The sequence below is a fragment of the Couchioplanes caeruleus genome, from assembly GCF_023499255.1.
Taxonomy (GTDB): domain Bacteria; phylum Actinomycetota; class Actinomycetes; order Mycobacteriales; family Micromonosporaceae; genus Actinoplanes; species Actinoplanes caeruleus_A.
This window is the reverse complement of the sequence record NZ_CP092183.1, coordinates 2,633,378-2,647,290: the sequence shown is the minus strand read 5'-3', so window position 1 is coordinate 2,647,290 and position 13,913 is coordinate 2,633,378. Positions and strand designations below refer to the sequence as shown.

General features: G+C 72.5%; 10 protein-coding genes. 4 read left to right on the top strand and 6 right to left on the bottom strand.

Going from position 1 to position 13,913, the window contains the following annotated elements; translation table 11 throughout:
* Positions 1-2: 2 nt before the first annotated feature.
* The gene (locus COUCH_RS12395) at positions 3-1,682 is read right to left on the bottom strand and encodes a sodium:solute symporter family protein (RefSeq protein WP_249612231.1); all 1,680 of its coding nucleotides are present in this window, start codon (positions 1,680-1,682) and stop codon (positions 3-5) included.
* 153 nt (positions 1,683-1,835) lie between these two features.
* Here COUCH_RS12395 and COUCH_RS12390 point away from each other — a divergent pair, with 153 nt between their 5' ends.
* Together COUCH_RS12390 and COUCH_RS12385 are read left to right on the top strand one after the other, a co-directional pair.
* Positions 1,836-3,701 carry a Xaa-Pro dipeptidyl-peptidase gene (locus tag COUCH_RS12390; protein WP_249612230.1) on the top strand — a complete coding sequence of 622 codons (1,866 nt, stop codon included), beginning with the start codon at positions 1,836-1,838 and terminating at the stop codon, positions 3,699-3,701.
* Between the two features lie 77 nt (positions 3,702-3,778).
* Positions 3,779-6,367: a glycoside hydrolase family 97 catalytic domain-containing protein gene (locus COUCH_RS12385; protein ID WP_249612229.1), complete on the top strand. Its 2,589-nt coding sequence runs from the start codon at positions 3,779-3,781 to the stop codon at positions 6,365-6,367.
* On the opposite strand, the gene COUCH_RS12380 is transcribed toward COUCH_RS12385, so the two are convergent.
* Positions 6,351-7,025, bottom strand: a complete 675-nt coding sequence (locus COUCH_RS12380) for a TetR/AcrR family transcriptional regulator (RefSeq protein ID WP_249612228.1) — start codon at positions 7,023-7,025, stop codon at positions 6,351-6,353. The genes COUCH_RS12385 and COUCH_RS12380 overlap by 17 nt on opposite strands.
* An 85-nt stretch (positions 7,026-7,110) precedes the next feature.
* On the opposite strand from COUCH_RS12380, the gene COUCH_RS12375 reads away from it, so the two are divergent.
* A complete protein-coding gene (locus COUCH_RS12375; protein ID WP_249612227.1) occupies positions 7,111-8,325 on the top strand; it encodes an FAD-dependent monooxygenase in 1,215 nt (404 codons plus the stop codon).
* Here the strand turns inward: COUCH_RS12375 and COUCH_RS12370 are convergent.
* Together COUCH_RS12370 and COUCH_RS12365 are read right to left on the bottom strand one after the other, a co-directional pair.
* Positions 8,294-8,950: an HAD family hydrolase gene (locus COUCH_RS12370; protein WP_249612226.1), complete on the bottom strand. Its 657-nt coding sequence runs from the start codon at positions 8,948-8,950 to the stop codon at positions 8,294-8,296. The genes COUCH_RS12375 and COUCH_RS12370 overlap by 32 nt on opposite strands.
* The gene (locus COUCH_RS12365; RefSeq protein WP_249612225.1) at positions 8,947-9,819 is read right to left on the bottom strand and encodes an LLM class F420-dependent oxidoreductase; all 873 of its coding nucleotides are present in this window, start codon (positions 9,817-9,819) and stop codon (positions 8,947-8,949) included. Before COUCH_RS12365 ends, COUCH_RS12370 begins: the two co-directional genes overlap by 4 nt.
* A gap of 277 nt (positions 9,820-10,096) precedes the next feature.
* On the opposite strand from COUCH_RS12365, the gene COUCH_RS12360 reads away from it, so the two are divergent.
* Positions 10,097-10,993 (top strand): glycosyltransferase family 2 protein, encoded by an 897-nt coding sequence (locus COUCH_RS12360; protein ID WP_249612224.1) that lies wholly within the window; start codon positions 10,097-10,099, stop codon positions 10,991-10,993.
* Here the strand turns inward: COUCH_RS12360 and fgd are convergent.
* Positions 10,984-11,988, bottom strand: coding sequence for a glucose-6-phosphate dehydrogenase (coenzyme-F420) (gene fgd / locus COUCH_RS12355; protein ID WP_249612223.1), 1,005 nt, complete (start codon positions 11,986-11,988; stop codon positions 10,984-10,986). The genes COUCH_RS12360 and fgd overlap by 10 nt on opposite strands.
* A 9-nt stretch (positions 11,989-11,997) precedes the next feature.
* The gene (locus COUCH_RS12350) at positions 11,998-13,869 is read right to left on the bottom strand and encodes a sigma-70 family RNA polymerase sigma factor (protein WP_346015980.1); all 1,872 of its coding nucleotides are present in this window, start codon (positions 13,867-13,869) and stop codon (positions 11,998-12,000) included.
* Between the last annotated feature and the right edge of the window lie 44 nt (positions 13,870-13,913).

Sequence of the window (13,913 nt, the reverse complement as noted above, 5' to 3'; positions counted from 1 at the left end):
GGTCACCAGACCGGGATGTACAGCAAGAAGGCCAGCACGACGGCGATGCCGCCGAGCAGCACCGGGTTGCGCCACCAGACCTTGTCGGCGGCCAGGACCGCGTCACCCGAGGTGGAGGTGCCGGCGAGGCCGTAGACCAGCCCGCGCAGGTCGTTCTCCGGCTTGGGGTGGGTGACCAGCGTGACGATCACCGCGACCACGACGGCGGTGACGAACGCGAGGCCCGCGCCCCAGAAGCTCTCCTCGAGGTCGGAGTTGAACTTCACCATGTCGGCCAGGTAGAGCAGGTAGAGGGTGAGCGACGACAGCGTGCCGAGCAGCAGGGACCAGAAGCCGGCCCAGGCCGACATCCGCTTCCAGAACATGCCGACGATGAACGTCGCGAACAGCGGGGCGTTGATCAGGGAGAACAGCGCCTGGATGTAGTTCATGATGTTGTCGTAGCCGGCCGCGATGAACGCGGTGCCGATGCTGATGACGATGCCGGCGACGGTGGCGATCCGGCCGACCCGCAGGTAGTAGTCGTCGGAGCGGCCCTTGCGCACGTACGACTGCCACAGGTCGTACGTGAAGACGGTGTTGAAGCCGCTGACGTTGGCGGCCATGCCGGCCATGAACGAGGCGACCAGGCCGGTCACCGCGACGCCGAGCACGCCGTTGGGCAGCAGGTCGCGCATCAGCAGCGGGATCGAGTTGTTGTACTGCAGGTCGCCCGTCTTGGCGCCCAGGCCCTTGACCGTGACGATGGCGATCAGGCCGGGGATGACCGTGATGATCGGGATGATCAGCTTCGGGAACGCGCCGATGATGGGCGTACGCCGGGCCGCGCTCATGTCCTTGGCCGACAGCGCCCGCTGCACCTCGGCGAAGTTCGTGGTCCAGTAGCCGAACGAGAGCACGAAGCCGAGGCCGAAGACGATGCCGATCCAGTTCGCGCCGAGCGGGTTGTCCGAGCCGGCCGTGCCCTGCCAGGTGTGCAGCGCCGCGTCGCCGAGCTTGCTGTCGCGGACGGCGTCGAACAGGCCGTTGATGCCGCCGACCTTGACGAGGCCGACGATGGTGATCGGCAGCAGACCCGCGATGATCACGAAGAACTGCAGTACCTCGTTGTAGATGGCCGAGGACAGCCCGCCGATCGTGATGTACGTGAGCACGATCGCGGCGCCGATGACGATGGAGGCCCACAGCGGCCAGCCGAGCAGCGCGTCGAGGATGAGGGCCAGGGCGTACAGGTTGACGCCGGCGATGAGCACCTGCGCGATGGCGAAGATCGACGCGTTGAGCAGGTGCGTGGGGCGGTTGAAGCGCAGCCGCAGGAACTCCGGGACGCTGCGCACCTTCGAGCCGTAGTAGAAGGGCATCATCACGATGCCGAGGAAGACCATCGCCGGTACGGCGCCGATCCAGTAGTAGTGCAGGGTCATCAGGCCGTACTGGGCGCCGTTCGCGGCCATGCCGATGATCTCCAGCGCGCCCAGGTTGGCGGAGACGAAGGCGAGCCCGGTGACCCAGGCGGGCATCGACCGGCCGGAGAGGAAGAAGTCCGCGCTGGTGCTGATGGCCCGTCGGGCGGCGAAGCCGATGCCCAGGACGGTCGCGAAGTAGATGACGAGGATGAGGTAGTCGAACACGTCGAGATCGAGCCGGACCCCGGGCCCTTCAGCGGCCAGCAACACGCCCATGGCACCTCCTGTGCAGTCGATCGGCGCTTACCCGAGCCGAAGATCTTTCACACCTGTCTGTTTCCGGCAGGTAAATCGGCGGCGCACCTTCCGCCGCGCCGTACCCCGCGATCGAATGGCATGGATGCCTGAACCACCGGCGGAAGGACCCTCATGCCCCGTGCCCTACCTCGCGTTCTCCTCGCCTGTCTCGTCGCGATGGTCGCGGCTCCGTCGCCGGCGCACGCCTCGCCGGGCGGGCGGCCGTACGTCCGCGGCAGCGAGACCGTGCCCGTCTACGACTACGCCGACGCCGTCCGCGAGAGCGTCTGGGTGCAGACCCCGGACGACGCGGACGAGGACGGCGTGCCCGACCGCGTGGCCGTCGACCTCGTGCGCCCCCGCACCGGGCCGGGCGTCAAGGTCCCGGTGATCATGGACGCCTCGCCCTACTACGCGTGCTGCGGGCGGGGCAACGAGAGCGAGCTCAAGGAGTACGACGAGAACGGCGTCATCACCAAGGAGCCGCTCTTCTACGACAACTACTTCGTGCCCCGCGGGTACGCCTTCGCCGCGGTCGACCTCACCGGCACGAACCGCTCCACCGGCTGCGAGGACGTCGGCGGCCCGCACGAGGTGGCCGGCGCGAAGGCGGTCGTCGACTGGCTGAACGGCCGGGCCCCGGGCTTCGCCGCGGACGGCTCCCCGGTGTCGGCGGCGGCGTGGACCACCGGCAAGGTCGGCATGATCGGCAAGTCCTGGGACGGGTCGATCGCCAACGGCGTGGCCGCGACGGGCGTACGGGGGCTGGAGACGATCGTGCCCATCTCGGCGATCTCCAGCTGGTACGACTACATGCGCTACAACGGCAGCCTGCGCGCGTCCGGCTACCCGAACTACCTGCAGGCGGTGGTGAGCGACCGGATCGCGCAGTGCGCCGCGGTGACCGGGTCGCTGGCACGCGACAGCGCGGACGCCACCGGTGACTACAACGCGTTCTGGCGCGCCCGCGACTACCGTCCGTCGGCGTCGAGGGTGCACGCGAGCGTGTTCGTGGTGCACGGCGTCAACGACCTGAACGTCACGACCACCCAGTTCGCGCGGTGGTGGGACCAGCTCGCCGACGCGGGCGTGCCCCGCAAGATCTGGCTGCATCAGACCGGGCACGTGGACCCGTTCGACGTGCGGCGCGGCGCCTGGGTCGACACCCTGCACCGCTGGTTCGACCGCTGGCTGCAGGGCCTGCGCAACGGCGTCGACCGGGAACCCCGCGCGACGGTCGAGACGGCTCCGGGCACCTTCACCGAGGCCCGCGACTGGCCGCTGCCCGGCACCCGCCCGGTGACCGTACGGCTCGGCTCCGGGACCGCCTCGTACACCGACGTCTCGCTCCCCGAGGACGAGGCGGTCGCCGATCCGGCCGCCGACGTGCCGGGACGGCTGGCGCTGCGGTACGGGCCACTGACCGCGCCGCTGCGCATCTCGGGCTCCCCGTCGGTACGGCTGCGCGTCCGCGTGGACCGGCCGACCACGCAGCTCACGGCCCGCCTCGTGGACTACGGCACGGCCACGCGCGTGCAGTACGACCGGGGTGAGGGCGTACGGACGCTGGACACCGAGTCGTGCTGGGGCGAGTCGACGGCCGCGGACGACGCCTGCTACTTCGACGTCGCGGAGCGGGTGGCGACCACGGACCACGCGGTGCTGACCCGCGGCTGGCAGGACGCCGCCCATCACGTGTCGCTGCGCTTCACCACGCCGCTGCGGCCGGACCGGTGGTACTCGATCACGGTGCCGGTGAACGCGTACGACGTCACCGTGCCGGCCGGGCACACGCTCGGGCTGATCCTGACCCAGAGCGATCCGGAGTTCACCGAGGCGCCGAACACCGGCGCCACCGTCGAGGTGGATCTCGCGCGGAGCTCGCTCACCCTGCCGGTCACCGGACGCGCCGCGCTGCAGCCGTCCTCCGCCGCGCCGCACACGAGAAACGGCGTGACCGCGGAATCCCGGTCGCGGCACCAGCTGCCCAACGGATAGGTGTTCATCTATAGTCCGAACCTATGCGGACGTTGTCCTTTGTGTTCGGTCTTGTGCTAACCGCCACTCCCCTGGCCGTGCCCTCACCGGCACAGGCCGCGACGAACTGGACCGTGACCGGGCCGGGCGGCGCCGTCGCCGCCCGGCTCGGCCTCGACGACGCCGGCCGGCTGAGCTTCGGGGTCGACCGCGGCGGCGGCGCCGTGCTCGCCCCGGCCCCGATCGGCATCACCACCGCCGCCGCCGACCTCAGCGCCGGCCTGTCCTTCACCTCCACCAGCAGCCGCACGGTGCACGAGCGCTACACCCGCACCACCGGCAAGCAGCTGAAACGCGACGTCACCCTCGCCGAGTCGACCTTCTCGTTCACCGGCACGGGCGGGGCCCGGCTCGACGTGGTCGTCCGGGTCTCCGCCGAGGGCGCCGCGTACCGGTACGTGCTGCCGTCCGGTGGCGAGGTCACCGGCGAGGCGTCGTCGTGGACCCTGCCGGCCGACGCGCCCGCGTGGCTGCTGCCGTACTCGCCGAACTACGAGGGAATCCGCACAGAAACCACCGCGGGGTCGGCCGCCGCCGGCGACTACGGCTTCCCGTCGCTGTTCCAGGTGGGCACCGGCACATACGCGCTGCTCACCGAGTCCGATGTGGACGGCCGCTACGACGGCGCCCGGCTCACCCATGACGCCGGCTCCGGGGCGTACCGGATCAAGCTGGCCGATCCGGGCATCGTCGCCGCCGACCGGCTGGCGACGCCCTGGCGGGTCGCGGTCGTCGGCGACCTCGCCACGGTCACCGGTTCGATGCTCGTCGACGACCTGGCCCCGCCGTCGAAGCTCACCGACACCTCCTGGGTGCGCCCCGGCACGGTCGCCTGGTCCTGGCTGTCGGAGCACAGCAGCCCGTCGGATCCCGTACGCCAGAAGCAGTACATCGACTTCGCCGCGCGCAACGGATGGCCGTACGTGCTCATCGACGAGGGCTGGAGCGCCGACTGGGTGCCCGAGGTGACCCGCTACGCCCGGGCGCGCGGCGTCGACGTGCTGCTCTGGCTGCACTGGACGAGCCTCGACACCCAGCAGGAACGCGACGCGAAGCTGCCGCAGTTCCGTGCGTGGGGCGTCGCCGGGATCAAGGTCGACTTCATGGACTCGGACAGCCAGGCCCGCTTCCGGTGGTACGACGACATCCTCGCTGCCACCGCGGCGCAGCACCTGATGATCAACTTTCACGGCGCCACGGTCCCGCGCGGCATCCAGCGCACGTGGCCGCACGTGATGACCCTGGAGGCGATCCGCGGCGCCGAGCAGTTCCGCACCCGGGCGGCGACGAACACCATGTTCCCGTACACCCGCAACGTGGTCGGCGGGATGGACTACACGCCGGTGACCTGGGCGGTGACCGACCGCGACACCACCGACGCGCACGAGGTCGCGCTCGCGCTGGTGTACGAGTCCGGATGGAACCACCTCGCCGACAAGCCCGAGACGTACGAGGCGCACCCGGAGGCGCTGCGCACGCTCAGTCAGCTGCCGACGACGTGGGACGAGACCCGGCTGCTGGCCGGCGCACCCGGTCGCGAGACCGTCGTCGCCCGGCGCCACGGCGACCGCTGGTTCGTCGGCGGCATCTCGGCGATCCCCGCCCACACCGTGTCCGCCCCGCTCGACTTCCTGGCCGGCGGCCGCTACCTCGCCGAGACGCTGCGCGACGGCGACCACGGGCTGGTCCGGGAGAGCCGGATCGTCCGGCGCGGGGACACCCTGGCCGTTCCCGAGCCGGCGAACGGCGGGTTCGTGACGGTGCTGTGCGCGTACACCGGCTCGGCGACCTGCGACGAGCCGATCCGGCACGTGCCGGCCACCACGCTGACCCTCGATCCGTCCACGGCGGACGTCCACCCGGGAGAGTCGGTGACGGTCAAGGCCGTCTTCACGCTGCCCGCCGGCGGTCCGATCACCGGGGTACGGCTGGCACCGCGCGCGCCGCAGGGCTGGACGGTCAGCGGCCCGGCGGTGACCGGCGAACGCATGCGCGGCGGTGACTCGCTGCGCGGCACGTGGACGTTCCACGCCGGCGCCGACGTGCCGGACGGCCGGGCAGACCTGCCGGTCGCGGCGGAGTTCACCTTCACCGGCGATCCCGGCTCCCCCGATGCGCCGGGCAAGCGCCCGGTCCACGTCGAGGAGGCGGTCCGCGCGCTGGTGCCGCCGCCGAACCCGAGCGGGGACCCCGCGGTCAGCGACCTGCCGTTCCTGTCCGAGAGCAACGGGTACGGCCCGGTCGAGCGCGACCGGTCCAACGGCGAGGACGCGGCCGGCGACGGGAAGCCGCTCACCATCCGCGGCACCGTCTACCCGAAGGGCCTGGGGATGCACGCCCCGGGCGAGGTGACGATCTGGACCGGGGGCGCCTGCACCCGCTTCTCGGCGGTCGTCGGCATCGACGACGAGGTGACACAGTCGGGCTCGGTGGACTTCCAGGTGCTCGGCGACGACGGGCGCCCGCTGGCGTCCAGCGGCGTGCGGCGCAGCGCCGACCCGGCCGCGCCGCTCACGGCGGACCTCACCGGCGTACGGGTCCTGACCCTGCGCGCCACCGACGGCGGGGACGGCAAGAACTTCGACCACGCCGACTGGGCGGACGCGGTTCTCAGCTGCGGCTCCTGACCAGCGCCCCGACGCCGTCCAGGATGCGGGCCAGGCCGTACTCGAAGGCCTGGTCCCCGCCTCCCTGGGCGGCACCGGCCAGTGCCGCGGTCAGCTGCGGGAAGCGCTCACCGTGCTCCCGCAGCACCGCGGCGATCGCCGTGCTCATCTCCGCCTCGCCGAGCCGGGCGGCGGCCTGCTGCGCGAGCATCCGGCCGTGCCCGGCGAGCACCGCGATGGTGTCCAGCCGTTCGGCGCCGCTGAGCGGCAGCCCGTCGATGCGGGCCAGAGCGACTTCCATCCAGCCCATCTCGTACGGCCCCAGCGGCCGCCGCCCCACCGTGGCCTCGATCGACCACGGGTGCGCGAGGTAGCGGCCGAGCAGCAGCCGGGACCACTCCTCGAGGGCGGCACGCCAGCCGGACGCCGAGAGCGTGGGCGGCTCGCCGATGGCCCGTTCCACCATGACCGCGACCAGCTCCGCCTTGCCCGGCACGTACCGGTACAGCGACATCTTCGTGTAGCCGAGGTCGGCGGCCACCCGCTGCATGGACACGGCGGCGAGCCCCTCGGCGTCGGCCACCGCGATGCCGGCGTCGGCGATGCCCTCCAGCGTCAGGGCCGGCTTCGGTCCGCGGGTCGGCCGCGCCCGGCCACCCCACAGGAATTCGACCGACATCCGACCTCCCCTTGCGCCCGGCCCAGAACTGTCTCTACCGTACACAGAAATAACTGATTCCTACGGACACAGTTTGGGGGCCGTCATGGCCACGACCGTTCTCATCTCCGGCGCGAGCATCGCCGGGCCCGCGCTCGCCTACTGGCTCGCGCACCACGGCTTCCGGCCCACCGTCGTCGAGATCGCGCCCGCACTGCGCACCGGAGGCAACGCCGTCGACTACCGCGGGCACGTGCATCTCGGGCTGCTCGAACGGATGGGCGTGCTCGACCGGCTGCGGGAAGTGCAGACCGGGGGAACCGCCATGCGCTTCGTCGACGAGAGCGGCCGGTGCCTGATGGAGATGCCGTCGGACTTCGCGGGCGGCGAGCTGGAGGTGCTGCGCGGCGACCTGTCGCGCATCCTGGGCGAGGCGAGCGGCGACCGCACCGAGTGGATCTTCGGGGACACGATCACCGCGCTCGCAGAGACTCCCGCGGGCGTCGACGTGACCTTCCGCAGCGGCACGCGTCGCACGTTCGACCTGGTCATCGGCGCCGACGGGGTGCACTCCACGGTGCGGCGGCTGGCCTTCGGGCCGGAGCGCGACCACGTGCGCCACCTCGGCTACTACGTGGCCGGCTGGGACATGCCCAACCACCTGGGCCTGGGCCGCGACTCGCTGAACTACAACGTGCCGGGGCGGCTGGCGGCCATCGGCGGCGACCACCGGGACCCCGCCCGGGCCGGCGCGTTCGTCGCCTTCTCGTCGCCGGCGGAGATCTCGTACGACCGGCACGACCTCGCCGCGCAGAAGCGGATCTTGCGCGAGCGCTTCGCCGGGCTGGGCTGGGAGGTGCCGCGCATGCTCGACGCCCTCGACGCCGCGGACGACCTCTACTTCGACGCGATCTGCCGGGTGGACGTACGCCCGTGGTCGCGCGGGAGGATCGCGCTGGTGGGCGACGCGGCGTGCGGCGCCACGATCGGCGGGATGGGCAACGGCACCGCGCTGGTGGCCGCGTACGCCCTGGCCGGCGAACTGGCCGCGGCCGGCGGCGACCACACCGTGGCGTTCGGCCGCTACGAGGCCCTGATCGGCGGCTTCGCCCGCCGGGCGCAGAAGGGCGGCGACTCCACCGGGCGGTTCCTGGCGCCGCGCACCGCCCGCGGCATCCGCATGCGCAACTGGCTGCCGAACCAGGCGTGGTTCATGCGCCTCACCATGCGGATCGCGGGCGAGCGCAGCGCCGGGATCGACCTGCCCTCCTACGCCGGCCCGGCCGGGGTCAGCGCAGCTTCTCGACCGCCTCGGGGGTGAGCTCGCCCAGGTCGTGGACCACCAGGCTCGCGAGGGCCAGCGCGTCCTCGGCGGGCGGGTAGACGCCGTGGGGCACCGCGATGACCGCGAGCCCCGCGGCGCCCGCCGCGCGCAGGCCGTTGCTGGAGTCCTCGACCGCGGCGCACATCTCCGGCGCGAGGCCCAGGCGCTCGACAGCGGCCAGATAGACATCCGGCGCCGGCTTGCCGCGCGGAACCTCCTCGGTGGACAGCGTGACCCGGAAAGCGTCCGTGAGCCCGGCGGTCTCCAGCACCTGGTCGATCAGCAGCCGGGCCGAGGAGCTCGCGAGGGCCAGCGGGAACCGGCCGGCCAGCCGGCGCACCGCCGCCACCGAGCCGGGGATGAGTGGAAGCGCCTCCCGGTAGCGCTGCGCCATCCGGCCCAGCACGTCGGACGCCACCTGCTCGGGATCGCGCGGCACGCCGACGTCCTCGCTCAGGTGCCGGGACCACTCGCCGGTGCTCATTCCCATCATCCGGGTCTGGCTGTCCGGCAGGAACTCCCGGCCGTGCTCGGCGACGTAGCCGCGCCGGACCTCCTCCCAGACCTCCTCGGTGTCGATGATGACGCCGTCCAGGTCGAAGACGACCGCCTCGATCGTCACAGCGCCTCGACCGCCGGCATGACCTGCGTACGCAGCGTCTCGATCTTCCCGAGGTCCTGCACGCCGGCGACCATGCCGTGGCCGACGGTGACGCCCAGGCCGGCGAGGTGGGTCAGGGTGGCGATGATCTCGTCCACCTTCTCGCCCTTCTCCCCCGGGTCCAGCTGCACCAGCGCGGTCTTCTCGATGTCGTCGTAGTCGCGCCCCTCGGTCTCGCAGTGCTGCCGCAGCACCTCGAGCTTGCGCTCGATCTCGGGACCGGCGAAGAGGTTGCACGCGTCGGCGTACCTGGCGACCAGGCGCAGGGTCTTCTTCTCGCCCCCGCCGCCGATGAGGATCGGCGGATGCGGCCGGGAGAGCGGCTGCGGGGAGTTGAGCAGGCGGCCCAGGCGATAGTGCCTGCCCTCGTACGCCTCCTCCTCGCCGCGGAACATCCGCAGGCAGATCTGCAGCGTCTCCTCCAGCCGCTCGAACCGCTCGGCGGTCGGCGGGAAGAACAGGCCCAGGCCCTCCGACTCCTCGGCGTTCCACGCCGCGCCGATGCCGAGCATCGCCCGGCCGCCGGAGAGCACGTCGAGGGTGGTCACCGCCTTGGCCAGCAGCCCGGGATCGCGGTACGTCACGCCGGTCACCAGCGTGTGCAGCTTGGCCCGCCGGGTGTGCGCCGCCAGGAAACCCAGCACCGTGTACGCCTCGAGCATCTCGTGCTCCGGGGGACCCAGGACGCCGATCTGCCACAGGTGGTCCATGACGCTGATCCGGTCGAAGCCGGCCTCGTCGGCCGCGGCGGCGACCTCGGCGAGCTGCGGCCCCAGCCGCGGCGCGCCCCCGGGCCAGGTGAAGTCGGCGATGTGCAGACCCAGTTTCACGAGGGTTCCTCTCCACGGGCGAATCCCACCAGGAACCCTACTGCGGCACCCCGGCCGCCCGCCGGACAAGTGACGGTCCGTAGTGGATCGTCCGCACGGCTGAACCGGTTCACCGTCCCGAGTGGTTCGCACCTGCGGAGTTGACGCACCGTAGTTCCTCGGTAAGTTGTTGGCGGTCCCGACCATCCCGCCCCTGCAAGGCCGCCGCCGAGGAGCCACCGCCATGCCTCCCTCGCCGCGACGCGCGACGCCGTCCCACGCCGCGTTGTCACCAACCGTGACCGTCGTCATTCCCGCCCTGAACGAGGAGGACAACCTCCCCCTCGTGCTCGAGAACCTGCCCCCGCTGGTCGACGAGGTCGTCGTCGTGGACGGCCGCTCCGACGACGACACCGTGGCCGTGGCCCGCGAGGTACGCCCCGACGCGGTCGTCGTCCGGCAGACCCGCTCGGGCAAGGGCAACGCGCTCGCCTGCGGTTTCGCCGCCGCGTCCGGCGACATCGTGGTGACCGTCAACGCCGACGGCTCCGCGGACCCCGGCGAGATCCCGCGCTTCGTCGACGCGCTGCTGTCCGGCGCCGAAGCGGCCCACGGCTCGCGCTTCCGCTACGGCGGCGACCACCGGGACGCGCTGCCCGGCGAGCGGCTCGGGCACGCCGTGCTGAGCCGCGTCGTCAACCTGCTGTTCCGCACCCGGTTCACCGATCTCAGCTGCGGCTACAACGCGTACTGGCGCGAGCTGCTGCCGGTGCTGGAGCTGCCCGGCCCGGACGTGCCCGGGCTCAAGCGGGGGCGCCGTGCCTGGGGCGACGGCCCGGAGATCGAGACGCTGATCACCGTCCGGATGGCCACCCGCGGCCTGCGCGTCGTCGAGGTCGCGACGGTGGGTTACCCCCGCATCCACGGCGACCGGCCGCGCCGGCCGTGGCCCGCCGCGTGGCGGATCCTGCGGACCATCGTCACCGAATACGCCCGGCGCTGGCGTCGCGTCCCCGTTCCTCCGGCGCGCCGGGCGCCCGCACCCGAGGCGACGGTCACCGGACGGCACTCCCGCAGCCACGCGGTGCCGCCGCCCCCTCGGGTCCGGGGCCGCTCCCACCTGCGCGTGATCCGGGGCGAGGGCCGCGACGAACCACCGCGCTACGGAGCCGTGCCGGGCGAGAACTACCGCTGAGCGCGCTCGCGCAGCCGGGGCAGGATCTCCTCGCCGTACACGCGCAGGAACCTGTCCTGGTCCGGGCCCGGCGCGTGGAACACCAGGTGCTTGAAGCCCATGTCGAGGTACTCGGCGACCTTGGCGGCGTGCTCATCGGGGTCCGCCGAGACGATCCAGCGGGTCACGGTCCGGTCGACCGGCAGCGCATCGGCCCGGCGCTGCATCTCGATCGGGTCCTCGACGCCGGTCTTCTCCTCCGGCGACAGCGCCAGCGCGCCCCAGTAATGGGTGTCGTTGCGCGCCTTCTCGAGGTCCGGGTCGAACGACACCTTCACCTCGATCATCAGGTCCAGGTCGTCGAGCGAGCGGCCCGCCTTGCCCGCGCCCTCGCGCACCGCCGGCAGCAGCGTGTCGGTGTAGAGCTCGTGACCCTTGCCGCTGGTGGTGATGAAGCCGTCCGCGACCCGCCCGGCGAGCCGGGTGGCGGCCGGGCCGGAGGCGCCGATGTAGATGGGCACCGGCTGCTCGGGCTTGTCGTAGATCGTCGCGAGCTCGGTGCGGTAGTACGTGCCCTCGTACGTCACCCGGTCCTCGGTCCAGAGCTGCCGGATCAGCGCCACGGCCTCCTTGAGCCGGGCGAACCGCTCCTTGCCGTCGGGCCAGGTCAGGCCCAGCGGCACCTCGTTGAGCGACTCCCCCGACCCGACGCCGAGGATCACCCGGCCCGGCGCCAGGCAGCCCAGGGTGGCGAAGGCCTGCGCGATCACGGCGGGGTGGTAGCGGAACGTCGGGGTCAGCACGCTGGTGCCGATCAGCACGCGCTCCGTGCTGGTGGCCAGTGCGCCGAGCCAGGGCAGCGCCGCGGGGGCGTGCCCGCCGTCGTGCCGCCACGGCTGCAGGTGGTCGCTGACGAACACGGAGTCGAAGCCGTTGCGCTCGGCCTCGATGCCGTAGCGCAGCAGCTCGCGCGGCGCGAACTGCTCCGCCGATGCCTTGTACCCGAACCGAATCATGGTCCGACCCTATCCCGCGGCTCGGTACGCCTTACCCGCCTCGGTCGGGGTGCTCGCGTCCCGGTAGAGGCCGAAGTCCACGCTGTCGCCGACGGCGGGCAGGCCGAACCAGGCGTACCGCTCGACGTACGACCGGGACTCCATGCCCTTGGTGCTGGCCTTGATGAACGCCACCTCCTGGGCGGCGGCCGGGTACTTCGGGCTGCCGGAGAAGTTGATCAGGCCGTACTCGGTGACCCAGATCGGCAGGCCGTACTTCCTGTGCACCGCGTCGACGTAACCGAGGAACTGCCCGGCCGCGGCGGAGCTGAAGTCGGAGCCGTACCAGTGCAGCGTGATGAAGTCGACCCGCAGGTTCTTGGCCTTGGCGCCCTTCATGAACCGGTCAAGCCAGCCGCCCGGGGTGTCGGCGCCGTACGCCACAGCCGGGCTGCCCAGCCGCATCCCGGTCGCCTGCAGCCGGGGCCACGCGGCGAGGGCGTCCTCGACGCTCATGTTCGCCTGCCCGGCCATGTCCGGCTCGTTGAAGCCGAGCAGCACGTCGCCCTCGCGCTTGACCTTGGCCAGGGTGGCGTCGGTGACGTTCGCCTTGCCCCACACCATCGGCACGAACTCGACACCGGCGGGCCCCGGCATGGTGTCGTCGTCCGGCGACCAGTTGTAGTACCAGCCCGCGCCGACGTCGGCCAGCGCGCCCTTGATGCCGGCGAACTGCCAGGTGCCGACGCCCTTCTTCGCGCTCGTGCCCGTCGGCGGTACGGGAACCGGCGCCTTGGTCTTCTTCTTCGTCGGAGACGGCTTGGGCGACGCGGATGTCGCGCTGGGCGCCGGCCCGGCGGAGGCGGGCAGCGTCAGCCGCGGCGCCGGTGCGGTCGTGGAGACGATCGCCGCGCTGGCCACGGGCTTGTCGTCGGTGGCGTAGACGGCCACGGCCGCGCCCCCACCGGCCACGGTCCCGGTGGCCAGCACCGCGGTGAGCACCCGGCGGCCGATGCCGACCGTGCCCTTGACCGCGAGCTTCGTCGCCAGCGCCTTGCCGGAGCCGGCCGCCACGTGCGCGCCGGCGTGCGCCCCGCCGGCCGCGGTGTGCGCACCGGCCGCGCCGCCGAGCCCGGCCAGGCCGCCGCCGAGCGTGTGCGGCAGCGGGACCAGTGCCATGCCGACCAGCAGCTTCTCCGCCGCCACCAGCCCTGACCAGGCCGGCGAGCACTGCCGGCAGTCACGGGTGTGCCGGGCGATGCGCTTACGCCACAGCGCGCCCGGGCGCCCGTCCCAGCCGGCGGTGACCACCGCGAGCTCCGGGCAGGGCGGGGTCGCGGCCAGCGCCCGGACCACCACGCGGGCGGTCTCGAGCTGGCCCTTCATCCGCTGGATGCGGACGGCCGCGTGCTGGCGGGTCACCTCGATCGCGTCGACGATCTCGTCGCGGGTGAGCTCCCCGGAGGCCTCCAGCCACCACAGCGACAGCAGCTCGCGGTTGTCCTCGTCCAGCCAGCGGGTCGCCTCGGCGGTCTCCCGCCGCTGGCCGGCCAGCTCCAGCCGGGTGATGGCCAGGTCGGTGAAGTCGGCGCCCGGGTCGCGGACGTCGTCGGGCAGCAGCGCGTCCGGCGCGGCGCGGCGCACCCGGTAGCGCTCGCGGACCTGACGCACGGTGATCGCCACGAGCCAGGACCGGAACGCCTCCGGGTCGCGCAGGTCGCCCAGGTTGCGCAGCACCCGCAGCATCGTGTCCTGCACGACGTCGTCGACGTCGGCGTGACCGTCCAGGGCCCGGCCCACGATCGTGTAGACGAGCGGGAGGTACCCCGCGACGAGGCGGTCGACCGCGGCCGGGTCGCCGGCGCGCGCCGCCACCACCGTCGCGGTGTCCGGTTGAGCCATCACTGTTTCGCAGACCTCTCCGTGGAACGTCGATCATCGCGCGC